Source organism: Marinobacter sp. MBR-105, assembly GCF_053628895.1.
Genome location: NZ_JBRJHG010000015.1, coordinates 110,338 through 123,159 on the forward strand (window position 1 = coordinate 110,338; position 12,822 = coordinate 123,159).

Annotated in this window: 9 protein-coding genes; 6 read left to right on the top strand and 3 right to left on the bottom strand. The window is 53.4% G+C overall.

Annotated elements, in window-relative coordinates:
* Window positions 1-42 precede the first annotated feature (42 nt).
* Window positions 43-684: a Crp/Fnr family transcriptional regulator gene (locus ACSSVV_RS16630; protein WP_022990937.1), complete on the top strand. Its 642-nt coding sequence runs from the start codon at window positions 43-45 to the stop codon at window positions 682-684.
* On the opposite strand, the gene ACSSVV_RS16635 is transcribed toward ACSSVV_RS16630, so the two are convergent.
* Window positions 673-1,809 carry a glycerate kinase gene (locus ACSSVV_RS16635; protein ID WP_022990936.1) on the bottom strand — a complete coding sequence of 379 codons (1,137 nt, stop codon included), beginning with the start codon at window positions 1,807-1,809 and terminating at the stop codon, window positions 673-675. The genes ACSSVV_RS16630 and ACSSVV_RS16635 overlap by 12 nt on opposite strands.
* 1 nt (window position 1,810) lies before the next feature.
* On the bottom strand, window positions 1,811-2,263 hold the full coding sequence (locus tag ACSSVV_RS16640) for a winged helix-turn-helix transcriptional regulator (RefSeq protein ID WP_011785524.1): 453 nt from the start codon (window positions 2,261-2,263) through the stop codon (window positions 1,811-1,813).
* 199 nt (window positions 2,264-2,462) lie between these two features.
* Between ACSSVV_RS16640 and putA the strand changes: the two genes are divergently transcribed.
* The 5 genes from putA to ACSSVV_RS16665 all read left to right on the top strand — a co-directional run bounded on the left by putA (window position 2,463) and on the right by ACSSVV_RS16665 (window position 11,325).
* Entirely contained in the window at window positions 2,463-6,092 is a 3,630-nt protein-coding gene (gene putA / locus ACSSVV_RS16645; protein WP_454106594.1) for a bifunctional proline dehydrogenase/L-glutamate gamma-semialdehyde dehydrogenase PutA, read from the top strand.
* Between the two features lie 117 nt (window positions 6,093-6,209).
* Entirely contained in the window at window positions 6,210-7,421 is a 1,212-nt protein-coding gene (locus tag ACSSVV_RS16650) for an MFS transporter (RefSeq protein WP_454106595.1), read from the top strand.
* Window positions 7,422-7,423: 2 nt separating this feature from the next.
* Window positions 7,424-8,689: an MFS transporter gene (locus ACSSVV_RS16655; protein WP_022990933.1), complete on the top strand. Its 1,266-nt coding sequence runs from the start codon at window positions 7,424-7,426 to the stop codon at window positions 8,687-8,689.
* 273 nt (window positions 8,690-8,962) lie between these two features.
* The gene (locus ACSSVV_RS16660; protein WP_023009302.1) at window positions 8,963-10,297 is read left to right on the top strand and encodes a site-specific integrase; all 1,335 of its coding nucleotides are present in this window, start codon (window positions 8,963-8,965) and stop codon (window positions 10,295-10,297) included.
* A gap of 80 nt (window positions 10,298-10,377) precedes the next feature.
* Window positions 10,378-11,325, top strand: coding sequence for a hypothetical protein (locus ACSSVV_RS16665; RefSeq protein ID WP_454106596.1), 948 nt, complete (start codon window positions 10,378-10,380; stop codon window positions 11,323-11,325).
* A gap of 7 nt (window positions 11,326-11,332) precedes the next feature.
* Here the strand turns inward: ACSSVV_RS16665 and ACSSVV_RS16670 are convergent, their stop codons facing one another.
* Window positions 11,333-12,391 (bottom strand): YagK/YfjJ domain-containing protein, encoded by a 1,059-nt coding sequence (locus ACSSVV_RS16670; RefSeq protein WP_152526081.1) that lies wholly within the window; start codon window positions 12,389-12,391, stop codon window positions 11,333-11,335.
* Window positions 12,392-12,822 lie beyond the last annotated feature (431 nt).

Here is a 12,822-nt window from a genome sequence, read left to right on the forward strand (position 1 = left end):
AAGTCACACAGGCAGACGACTTTCGATACAAGGCAATGCGGAATGGCCAGGCACAGTATTCTCGACACACTACACGACTCCCTGCGCAAAGATGCCCTGGAGGGTCTCCAGGCCATGCGTTTCCCTCCCGGGCAGGTGCTGTTCAGTGCCGGAGAACATTGCCGGGGGCTTCCCCTGGTGCTGGATGGCAGTATCAAGGTGCAGATGACCGGAGCATCTGGCCACAGCATCGTGCTCTACCGTATGGGCGCTGACGATATCTGCACGTTGTCCATTGGCTGTCTGATGACGGGGCGTGGCTACCGGGCTGAAGCCATCGTTGAAGATGAGGCAGAAGCCGCCATTATCCCGCGCGGATTGTTCGATCGGCTGATGGATCAGTCGGCAGAGTTCCGGCTGGGGATTATGGAGTCCTATGGCCGTCGACTTGACGATCTGATGTTGTTGGTTGAAGAAGTAGCGTTTCACCGTATGGATGAGCGTCTGGCGGAGTGGCTTCAGGCACGTGCGGCTGATGGTCAGAGTGTACTGAATATTACCCATCAGGAGCTGGCCGTGGAGCTGGGAACGGCCAGGGAAGTGGTCAGCCGACTGCTGAAAGAACTCGAACGCCGGGGCCAGGTTCGGTTGGCCCGCGGCCGGGTAGAACTCACCGGATTACGGAAAACCGCTTCACCGGCGTGATAAACTGTGCGACAGGCGCGCCAGCTGTTCTGAAGACTTCTCGAGGTTCGCTTCTGCCCGGCCATAGGCTTCCGTCAGGGTGATGGGCGCGGGGGTGATCGAGAAAGCCGCTGTTAACCCAACGCTATGGAGCGGAGCCAGTTCAGCCCCTAATTTTCCACACAGGCCAATCACTGGTACACCGCAGGCATGTGCCAGTCTGGACACCCCGGCCGGCGTTTTTCCAAAGGCGCTTTGAGCATCGATGGCACCTTCCGCGGTGATCACCAGATCCGCGTTGCGGATATGCTGCTCCAGTTTGACGGCCTCCATCACCAGCTCTATTCCCGGTTGGAGTCGGGCGCCCAGAATACCCTTGACCGTGCCACCGATACCCCCGGCCGCGCCACTGCCGGGAAAGCTGGCAATGTCCAGCCCCTGCGCCTTAACCAGACGGGAAAAATGCGCAAGACTGGCGTCCAGCTGACGAACGTCGTCTTCATTGGCGCCTTTCTGTGGCCCGAAAACCGCTGCCGCTCCCTCCGGGCCCAGCAACGGATTGGTGACATCACAGGCCACAATCAACTGGATGCCGTTGAGTCTGCGAATGGCAGGTTCAAGGTCTGCCGTGGCCAGTCGTGCCAGGCCCGCACCGCCGGGCCCGATTTCCTCGCCCTGGTTATCCAGCAGGCGCGCCCCCAGAGCCTGTAACATACCAGCGCCGCCATCCGTTGTGGCGCTTCCTCCCAGGCCCATGATCAATGTTTTCGGCCGGTGTTTCAGGGCTGCCAGAATCAAGTCTCCAGTACCACGGCTGGTTGCCCGGAGCGCATCACGGGCCCCGGCGGGTACACAATGCAAGCCACTGGCTTCAGCTACCTCGATCACGGCGGTTTCGTTGTTATTGGCCAGGCCAAAGCGGGCCTCTAGATGCTCACCCAGCGGGCCCGTGACGGCCACCGTATGCAGTTGCCCGCCCAGAGCCTCTGTCAGGGCCACTGTGGTTCCTTCACCCCCATCGGCGAGGGGGATTTCTACAATCTCATCCTCCGGGGCAGCGTTGCGCCAACCACGGGCGATGGCAGAGGCAACTTGCTGCGCTGAGAGACATTCCTTGAAAGAGTCGGGGGCAACAACGATCCGCATCTTACTGTCCTCGGTCTTTAACGTTTTCCATCACGACAAAAGTGCTGGTCTGGAGTACGTGGGGCAGGCTGGAGATCTGTTCTCCCAGAACCTGGCGGTATTCAGCCATGTTGCGGGTACGTATTTTCAGAAGATAGTCGAAATTCGCCGCCATCATATGACACTGCTCCACCGCGGAGATTTGCCGGACGGCCTCATTGAACGCCGCCAGTGCCTTGCTGCTGGTGTCATTCAGGGTGACCTGGGCGAACGCAACATGAGAGAGCCCCAGCTTGGTCTGATTCACCATGGCGCTGTAGCCGGTAATGTATCCCTGATCTTCCAGCCGTTTCATTCGTACCTGACAGGGAGTCTTTGATAAACCGACCCGGGAAGCAAGGTCTGTCACGGTAATACGGCCGTTCTTCTGCAGTTCCCGGATGATGGAAAGATCGATTCTGTCGAGATCTGCCATGACTGCTATCCTTTGAGATAGTGGATGAATTTTTTTAAAAGGCCGAAACGTCCAATATTAGCGAAAGTGCAGGCTTATAGATAATTTTTAGGGTACTAAAAAAGGAAAATAATAATCTATTGTGATGCTGAACAGGCTAATTGCATGTACCTGCTTCGCTAAAATGCGGTCAGTATTCAAACAATCAGGAGGGTACACCATGAGTCTTCAGCAATCTGTGGCACCGGAACTTAACGACATTCGCCAGGCGATCCGTGCAAACTACCTGGCAGATGAACATGAAGTGATTCACCGGCTGATTGCTGAGGCCCAGTTGTCGGATGAAACCCGAAAGGCGATCTCGGTCCGGGCGGCAGAGCTGGTGCGGGATGTCCGCAACAGCGCACGCCCGACCATCATGGAAAAGTTTCTCGCCGAATATGGGCTGACCACCAAAGAAGGTGTGGCTCTTATGTGCCTGGCGGAGGCTTTGCTGCGGGTACCCGACAACCTCACCATCCAGGACCTGATCGAAGACAAGATCACCTCTGGCAACTGGGGTGCTCACGTGGGCAAAGCCAAATCCGGAATGATCAACTCGGCCACCCTGGCGCTGCTGATGACCAGCAACCTGCTGAAGGATTCCGAGCGCCAGAGTGTGGGGGATACCTTGCGCAAGCTGGTAAAGCGCCTGGGCGAACCGGTTGTGCGCACCGTGGCGGGCCAGGCCATGAAGGAAATGGGGCGCCAGTTTGTACTGGGTCGTACCATTGAAGAGGCACAGGACCGCGGCAAGTCCCAGGAAGAGAGGGGCTATACCTATTCCTATGACATGCTGGGCGAAGCGGCGCGCACCGATGCCGATGCTCAGCGTTATTACCAGGCGTACTCTGATGCCATTGACAGCATCAGCAAGCGCTGCAAAGGCGATGTGAGGACGAATCCGGGTATCTCGGTGAAGCTGTCGGCGCTGCTGGCACGCTATGAGTACGGGCATAAAGAGCGGGTGATGAATGAGCTCATGCCCCGGGCACTCAAGCTCGCCAGAAAGGCGGCAGCGGCCAACATGGGCTTCAATATTGATGCCGAAGAGCAGGATCGTCTTGATCTCTCCCTGGATGTGATTGAGGCCATCCTGTCCGACCCGGAACTGAAAGACTGGCAAGGTTTTGGTGTTGTTGTTCAGGCGTTCGGCAAGCGCGCCTCGCAGACCCTCGACTGGCTCTATGCGCTTTCTGAAAAACTGGATCGCCGCATCATGGTGCGGCTGGTTAAAGGTGCTTACTGGGATGCCGAGATCAAGCGTGCCCAGGTGATGGGCCTGTCAGACTTTCCGGTCTTCACCCGCAAGGCCTGCAGCGACGTCGCTTACCTGGCCGGTGCTCGCAAGCTTCTGGGCATGACCGACCGTATCTACCCGCAGTTTGCCACCCACAATGCCCATTCGGTGTCAGCGGTGCTGGAACTGGCCAAGGATCTGAGTCGGGATAAATTCGAATTCCAGCGCCTGCATGGTATGGGCGAATCCCTGCACGATCAGGTTCTGGAGGACAGTGGTGTGCCTTGCCGGATCTACGCGCCGGTGGGCGCCCACAAAGACCTGCTGGCTTACCTGGTTCGCCGGTTGCTGGAGAACGGTGCCAACAGTTCCTTTGTTAACCAGATTGTGGATACCAGCATCACCCCGGAAGAAATCGCCAAAGACCCTATTGACGTGGTGGTGGGCCTTGGCCAAAACCTGTCCAGCAAAGCGATTGTGCACCCGTCGAAAATCTTTGGTGAGCAGCGTCGAAACTCCAAAGGATGGGATATTACGGATCCGGTGACGGTGGCCGAGATTGATGAAGGTCGTAATCGTTACAAGAGCCATCAGTGGAAAGGTGGCCCGATACTGGCCGTGGATTCTGTCAGTGACGAAGTGGTTGAGGTACGGAATCCTGCAAACCCGGACGACCTGGTCGGTCACATCACCTATACCTCAGACGTGGATATTTCGTCAGCTCTGGACGCCGCTCAGGACGGCTTCAAACAGTGGTCTTCGGTACCGGCGGAAGAGCGTGCGGCCATGATTCGCAGGGTCGGCGACCTTTACGAAGAGAATGTGCACGAGCTGTTTGCGTTGACCACCCGAGAAGCAGGCAAATCCCTGCTGGATGCCGTGGCCGAGATTCGTGAGGCCGTGGATTTTGCCATGTTCTATGCCAATGAAGGCATTCGTTACAAGAATGACGGCGAAGCCCGTGGTGTGATGTGCTGCATCTCGCCCTGGAACTTCCCGCTGGCGATCTTTACTGGCCAGATTCTGGCGAACCTGGCGGCCGGTAACGCGGTGGTGGCCAAGCCGGCAGAACAAACCTCGCTGCTGGCCTTCCGGGCCGTGGAGCTGATGCATCAGGCGGGCATCCCCCGGGCTGCGATCCAGCTATTGCCTGGTACCGGCGCCACCGTGGGTTCCGGACTGACCTCAGATGCCCGGGTGACCGGCGTGTGTTTCACGGGTTCAACCGCCACGGCGCAGCGGATCAACAAGGCCATGACTGAACACATGGAGCCGGATGCACCGCTGGTGGCAGAAACCGGTGGCCTGAACGCCATGATCGTGGATTCCACCGCGTTGCCGGAGCAGGTGGTGCGTGACGTGCTGGCATCCTCCTTCCAGAGTGCCGGTCAGCGCTGTTCTGCACTTCGCATGCTGTATGTACAGAAGGACATTGCCGATAATCTCCTGGACATGCTCTACGGTGCCATGGAGGAACTTGGTATTGGTGATCCGTGGCAGTTGTCGACCGATGTGGGCCCGGTGATCGACGAAAATGCCCGCAAGAAGATTACCGACCATTGCCAGAAATTCGAGCAGCAAGGCAAACTGCTCAAGAAACTCAACGTACCGGAGACGGGCCTGTTCGTGTCGCCGGCAGTGCTTCAGGTGAGCGGAATTGAAGAGCTGGAAGAGGAGATTTTCGGCCCGGTTCTGCACGTGGCTACGTTTGAAGCCAAGGACATCGACAAGGTGATTGATGCCGTCAATGCCAAGGGCTACGGTCTGACTTTCGGTATTCATAGCCGCGTTGACCGCCGGATCGAGCACATTGCCAGTCGTATCAAGGTGGGCAACACCTACGTTAACCGTAACCAGATCGGCGCCATCGTCGGCTCCCAGCCATTCGGTGGCGAGGGACTGTCTGGTACCGGGCCGAAAGCCGGTGGCCCGCAATACGTGCGCCGTTTCCTGCGGGGTGAGGTGGTTGAAAAGCCTGCTCAGTCCAGTGACAAGGTGTTCAGTACCGACAAGGCCCAGAAGCTGATCGACAAGCTGGCCAAAGCAGCGGTACCGGAAGCGGAAGGTCGTCAGGCGTTGCTGGAGCCCTTCTTCGGTAAGGTGCCGGCGCCTCTGGACGAAGGGTACGAGGAGATGCCGGGGCCGACGGGCGAGCAGAACCATCTGTCCTGCCATGGTCGCGGGCTGGTGCTGTGCCTTGGTCCAGACGCCGAGTCTGCCGTTGAGCAGGCCGGCACCGCCCTGTCGCAGGGTAACAAGGTGGTAGTGATTGCACCGGGTGCCGAGAAGGCACTGGCCGATGCCATCAAGGCCGGACTTCCGGTTATTGCCAGCGATGGCATGCTTGATCCGGACGCTCTGAGCCACCTGACCGGATTTGAAGCGGTGGTGAGCGTAGCCGAGAAGCCGCTGCTCAAGCAGTATCGCATGGCGCTTAGCAAGCGTGAGGGCGCGCTGTTGCCGGTGATCACAGAACACAAGCTGGATCAACGCTACGTGATTGAGCGGCATCTGTGTATCGACACCACAGCGGCCGGCGGTAACGCCAGCCTGATTGCGTCGGCTGAATAAAGCCGGCTTGGGCCGGGGGATCGCTTCCCCCGGCTTTTCCTTTCCTCGCGTTTCTGTTGCGAGCCATTCGCGTTACCATAGCCCGTTTTAGCTACATCATTCGAATCGGGCATCCACTTGCAAAACAACCATTCCAGCCACCGCGACTCTTCCGGGGGAGCCTCTGAGGCCTCGCAAAATTTCTTCGCGGTCTGTCTGTCACTGACGCTGTGTTTTGTCGTCTACTCAATGCTGATTGTGGCGGTGCCAGTGTATGGTCTTCAGCTTGGCGCGTCTCCGCTCGTTCTGGGTGCGGTGTTAAGCGCTCAGTATCTGCTACCGCTGGTCCTGGCCATTCCCCTGGGCGGCATCGTGAGCCGGTTTGGTGGCAGGGCCACGCTGCTGGCCGGGGCGGGCATTATGGTGGCAGGCTTGTTGTCGATGCATGCGTGGTATGGCTATGCGGGCCTCGTGACTGGTCAGTTGCTGGTGGGGCTGGCTCACCTCCAGATGGTTCTGGCTGCCCAAACCATCATTTCCAACCTGGGCACCGGGCCGAGGCTGGAGCAGTACTTTGGCTGGTATGCCACCTGGCTGTCGGGCGGGCAGGTTATCGGCCCCCTGTTGGCCGGTGCTGTGCTGAAGTCTTCCGATACCGAGTACGTGTTCCTTGTGATGGCTCTGTTTGCGCTGGTCTCGGGCGTTGTAACACTCCGCCTGACCGGGCAGGCGAGGGAGCGTATTCATGTTACCCGACAGCAGGCGGGCTTCCGGGCGCAATGGCAGCTTGTCGGCAGTAACCGCGGGGTGCAGTTGTCGATTCTGGTCACGGTATTGGGGATGTTCGCGCTCGGGGTCTACGGAAGCTATTTGCCAGTGTACCTGGAGAGCCTGGCCATCAGCCCGTTGATAATCGGAGTTCTGGTCAGTCTTCGAGCCGGTGTTTCCATGCTGGTTCGGCCGTTTATGGCGCGCATTATTGCACTTGCCGGAGGCCGCGTGCCGACAGTGTTACTCTCGCTCGGTACCCTTGCCGCTGGCTTGGCTTTTCTGGGGGCGTCTGAGCAGTTGCTGCTGATGGCTGCCCTGGCCATGCTGGTCGGTATCGGTTCCGGCCTTACCCAGCCTTTATCCATGGTGATCCTGGCGGAATCTGTGGAACGTGAGCGGCGTGCAGGGGCATTGGGTATGCGTTTGATGGCAAACCGGGCGGTGCACTTTCTGGCGCCCCTGTTCTTTGGCCTGCTACTTGAACTGAGCGGCTTTACCCTGGCTTTCGCTGCTTCAGGTATACTGATTGGCTTCGCGCTTATTCTGGCGCACCGACTGTTCAGCTCCGGGAATCTGTAACCATGTCTGGCACGGCCTCCGGCACCTATGATCGACTGATCAACCCTGTACTTGTCGCAGGTTGTATCATTATTCTGGTTGGTTTTTCCGTGCGGGCCTCGTTCGGTCTGTTTCAACTGCCGATTGCCCTGGAATTTGCCTGGCCAAGGGAGTCGTTTTCTCTGGCCATCGCCATTCAGAACCTGTTCTGGGGCATCGGGCAACCCATCTTTGGTGCCTTTGCCGAACGCTACGGTGATCGCAAAGCTATCCTGGTGGGCGGTATCTGTTACGTGGTCGGGCTGGTTGCCTCGGCATTCGCCATTACCCCGGGCCAGCACCAGTTCCTGGAGATGCTGGTTGGGTTCGGGATTGCCGGAACCGGATTCGGGGTCATTCTCGCTGTCGTAGGGCGCTCTGCCCCGGAAAAGCATCGCTCCATGGCGCTGGGCATTGCAACCGCAGCCGGTTCTGCAGGGCAGATCATTGGCCCGCCCGTCGCGCAGGCGCTGCTGAGCCAGATGCCCTGGCAAAGCGTGTTCATGGTGCTGGCCGGTTTCATTACGGTGTCGATGCTTGCCCTTCTGTTCATGCGGGCACCCAAGGCGGCACCCTCGGTCTCGACCGATGAACCGATGGGAGTGGTGCTGAAGCGAGCGGTGAAAGACCCCTCGTTTCTGTTCATTTTTATCGGCTTTTTCTCGTGCGGGTACCAACTGGCGTTCATCACCGCGCATTTTCCGGCGTTTATTACGGAAATGTGTGGGCCAATTACGCCGGACAGCCTGATCTACGTGCTGGGGGTAACGTCAGCGTCCGGGCTCGGCGCCATCTCCATTGCCCTGATCGGTCTGTTCAATATCGGTGGCACACTGATGGCCGGCTGGTTGGGTAACCGATACTCGCGCAAGTACCTTCTGGCGACGATTTACCTGTTACGGACAATCGTCTCTGCCGCCTTTATCATGGCGCCCATTACTCCTGAAAGCGTGGTGCTCTTCTCGGTGGCAATGGGTTCGTTGTGGTTGGCGACGGTACCGCTGACTTCCGGCCTGGTTGCGCACATCTACGGCTTGAAGTACATGGGCACGCTCTATGGCCTGGTATTCTTTTCGCACCAGCTTGGCGGCTTTCTTGGTGTCTGGCTGGGTGGAGCCCTGTACGACCTCTACCACAACTACACGCTGGTGTGGTGGATCGGTGTAGGTGTCGGGGCGTTGTCGGCACTGATTCACCTGCCGATTCGGGAATACCCCTGGGAGAAGCGTGGGCAGGCGGTCGCTGCCTGATAGAACGACAAAGCCCGGACCTTTCGGCCCGGGCTTTGTGTAGGGAATTCTGGTCGGGACGGTAGGATTTGAACCTACGACCCCTTGCACCCCATGCAGGTAAAATACCCTCCAAAGCAGTCCAGTCTCATATAAGCGAATTGCCTTAGGCTATGTTTTTATTGCTTTTTTAGTTTTGAGCTTTCCAATGTAATCCTATACCATCCAGTTTAAACGATCGAGAAACGGTGACCAAACGGTGACGAGAATTCAGCTGAAACGGAATACCTGTTGATGGCTACCATCACAGACAAGCAAATGAACGCCAAGCCAGGAAAATCAGTCTGGCTGACTGAAGATGCACCGCGCGGGTGTGGACGCTTCATGGCCCGTATTTTGAAAAGTGGTGAAAAGCTATTTTACTTCAGGTACACGAGTTCGAATGGTGATCGCGTTTTTCTTCCAATCGGCAATTACGATCAGTCTGGCAAAGACGGACTGACTCTGCGGGAGGCCCGAGCCAAAGCAGGTGAATACTCCAGGCTCTATCAGGGTGGAACCAAGGATGTGAAGGAACACTTGGAAGCAGAGGAAGCAGTGCGAAAAGCAAGGCGCGAAGCGGAAATGGCAAGGTTAGCCGCAGAAAGAGAGTCAATTGAAGCCGAGAGAGCACGTCAGGCAGCGCGGAAGACCGTTGTGGAAGTATTTGAGCATTGGGCCGTCATTGATCTTAAAAACCGCAAGGATGGCGGCAGAGAGATTCGAAGGGCTTTTGAGAAAGACGTGTTACCCGCCATCGGCAGCTTGGCTGTTGCGGATGTTCGAAAATCCCATGTTATTGAGATCGTCGATAAGCAATTAGGGCGCGGTGTGACTCGGATGGCTAAACTGACTTTTAGCCTCATGCGTCAAATGTTCCGATTTGCTGTAGATCGTGACTTCATAGAAAACGACCCGACGGCAAGCATAAGGAAAACCAAGATCGGTGGTAAGGATACAGAGCGAGATCGAGTTTTATCAGACGATGAAATTAAATCATTAGTGAAACAGTTAGCGAACTCGAAGCTTTTGGTTTCAAGCCAGATAGCGATCTGGATTGCGCTGTCTACTTGCTGCCGTATTGGAGAGTTAATCAATGCAAGATGGGCACATGTAGATTTAGAGGGTGGCACCTGGGTAATACCGGAGGAGAACAGCAAAAATGGCAAATCTTTGACAGTATTTCTGTCACCCTTTGCCGTTAGGCAGTTTCGATCTCTGAAACAATTGCATTCTGAAAGTGATTGGTGCTACCCCAACAGGGCGGCAACCGGCCCGGTATGCTCAAAGACCATTACAAAACAAATTACTGACCGTCAGAAGCCCAAGGAAGGCAAGGTGTTGAAAGGAAGAAGTTCTTCGCCGCAAGCTTTATCTTTAGATGGAGGACGTTGGACACCGCATGACCTGCGAAGAACGGGTGTCACGATAATGGTACGATCTGGGGTTTTACCAGAGGTCGCTGAGCGCTGCCTAAACCATACGGAAGAGAATAGGATGCAGCGAATTTATCAACGCCATGACTATGCCCGCGAAATGAAGAGTGCTTGGGAGATACTCGGTACTCATTTGGAAGAGCTTGTTTCGTGACCTCCCACGCAGATCTCTTGCATCTTGTCACACTCGCTGAGGACATCGGTTGCAATCCGATGGAGCTCCTGGGGGAACTAATGACTGGCCCCGAGTCGATCTATGCCAGGTTCCCAAAAGGGTTAGATTTGCTCGTTATTGGCGGCAGAAAACTATCACCAAGAGGGAGCTTGTCTCAACTAAAGCAAGGAACGAAATCGGTCTCAGCGCACTTGGTTCTGAATAAGCCGGATTTTATCGAAATTGACAAAACAGAGATTGCTCAATTTGTATGGCAGAGATCCGTACAGATTGAGAGAAGCAATGCTATTTGTTATTTAAAAGCTGGAAAAAGCCTTGAACGATTAACTCCAGCTGAATATTGTCTAAAATTTACAGATGAGACAGAGTTGAAAATGGGGGTCGCCGAGGACTTTGTTATTGTAAGGATAAAAGATAGCGGGAAATCAGAAATATTCGGTTTCGAATATGATCACAGCAGCTTCAACGTACTTGTTTACGATATCTATGCTCCCGGCCTTTTAATGAACTCGATTTCCCATATTTTGAAGTGTGGAGAGCGAAGTGTAAGAAATGCTGGAATGACGCGTCCAGAATGGATGTCAGAGGTACTTTGGTTGTTGAACAGAGTTTGGTACGGCATCTTGCATCAAGAGAAAAATAGAATCACTTCCAGCCAAGTATCTTTAAAGGACAAAAGAGAGAGGGCAGAACATGCTCTTAAACTATATTTGCGCAACGAAGTTTCGGAAAATCTCATGAACGTGATGCTCCAGGTTATTTTCAGTAAAAAAAGCACTACTGATAAGCTAACCGAAGCAGCCAAAAATTTTTCATTTGAGGTTTTTCCGAACCAACCTCAATTTTTGAAAATTATAAATGGATTGGCAGAAAGATACTCTACCAATGGCATAAAAGGAATTGCTGAGAGCCCAAATTGGGAGGCGGCTAGATTAGATGTCTCCAAAAGATACGGTCTTGGAAAACGTTTCACTGAACACTTAGACCATATTATTGTCCGGGATTAATTAAATACTAGCTATTTCTCATGTGTCTAGGTCTACCGCGCTTAGACTTTCGTTGGACTTGGCCCTTGAATAGGACCCTGCCGTACTCTGATGGAAGTTGTATTATACAGTCCGACTTCGAAAGATAAGAGCTAATAACGCCTTTTAAGGTTTTAAGTGCAGATTCATTACTGTGGTTGACCTGGCCAATTCCCAGCTCCGGATATTCGTGTTTTCTGATTTGACAGTTGTGAACTCTCCCTTGACCGAGTGTGATATTATTTGCCCAATGCTCTCCAATGATTTTTGCTAAGCTGATATCGTGACTATGACTGGATCCATCCAGGAAAATGAGGACATGAAGATGGTAGCCTTTTTTTAGCCCGAACTCTAATCTCGCGATACTGGTAATATAGTTCAATCCAAGAACTTCAGATCGGAGGTCGGTTCTCATTTTCCTCCAGTCATTCTTGATTTTTTTTAGATCAGATTCTTTGAAACCTTTTATTCCAAGGCTTGGGTTGTATGATAGATCGACTCTCAAAACTAAAGCGCGAGCGAAGTTTTCGAACACAAGGTCAATCGTATTGTTGATACTTTTTTTTCTCTTTTTCCGAGTATTTTCAAATCGACGCATGAGTAATTTATAATTATCAGAGCTAAGTCTTTTTTTTATCCGATCGAAGCAAAGGTTCAGTACTCTAACTTTGTCAGTTGAGGGAAGGTCATTGAACGATCTGTTGCATTCTTTAATTTGATTGCTACATTCATTGACAATCTCTATTGCAGGATGGAACTTGTGTTTAGGGAATAATTGGTAAGCTTTTGGGACATCCTCAACCAATGCATGGAACAATCGAATTCCTGTAGGATTCATGTTTATCTTTTCATTGCCCTGGTTGTCGATTGATATACTGTATGGATAAATTTTTATTGAGCTAATCGTGTTAACAAGAGATAGGACTGACTTCATTTCTGTTAAGCAGCTTTCCCTATCGTCGTCTCTAATAGGATTCATCTCTTGAGCTGTATCTGTTTCTACGGTTTCCATCTCTTCATTGAGCCTTCTTCTGATATTATGCTTCACTGTTAGCTACGCTCTATTAAAATAAGATCCAAAATTATTTTGAGTGTGGTAGAAGAAATGCGCGCTTTTCCCTCGTAAAAAAAGCCATAATTTAAATTTCAGTTAGTAAAGTCAATCGTAATATCTCGGCTTAATTTCGATTTCGTTATATAGTCGTACATTGTCTTCTGGGCTCATTGGTAAGGTGTCGATTACTGTAACGGTCTTACCATTCGGTCTCTGATAAATTATTTCAGATACAATTTTATTTGCAGTTAAAATTTCAATGGCCTCTCGCAACGCATTGCGTTTTCGGAGTCCAGTGGGTCCATATTGAAGAATTCGACTTGTCCTTAAGGAAGGTCTGAATAACTGCTGATATTTGCCCATCTTGGGTTTAAACGGCAAAAAATCGAAGATTCAGACACTATTTTCCCTTTATTTGTGTGTTT

What these genes read in the sequence shown, in the direction of transcription:
- ACSSVV_RS16630 (WP_022990937.1), top strand. Translation starts at nt 43, where the DNA reads ATGGCCAGGCACAGTATTCTCGACACACTACACGACTCCCTGCGCAAA.
- ACSSVV_RS16635 (WP_022990936.1), bottom strand. Translation starts at nt 1,809, where the DNA reads ATGCGGATCGTTGTTGCCCCCGACTCTTTCAAGGAATGTCTCTCAGCG.
- ACSSVV_RS16640 (WP_011785524.1), bottom strand. Translation starts at nt 2,263, where the DNA reads ATGGCAGATCTCGACAGAATCGATCTTTCCATCATCCGGGAACTGCAG.
- putA (WP_454106594.1), top strand. Translation starts at nt 2,463, where the DNA reads ATGAGTCTTCAGCAATCTGTGGCACCGGAACTTAACGACATTCGCCAG.
- ACSSVV_RS16655 (WP_022990933.1), top strand. Translation starts at nt 7,424, where the DNA reads ATGTCTGGCACGGCCTCCGGCACCTATGATCGACTGATCAACCCTGTA.
- ACSSVV_RS16660 (WP_023009302.1), top strand. Translation starts at nt 8,963, where the DNA reads ATGGCTACCATCACAGACAAGCAAATGAACGCCAAGCCAGGAAAATCA.
- ACSSVV_RS16665 (WP_454106596.1), top strand. Translation starts at nt 10,378, where the DNA reads ATGACTGGCCCCGAGTCGATCTATGCCAGGTTCCCAAAAGGGTTAGAT.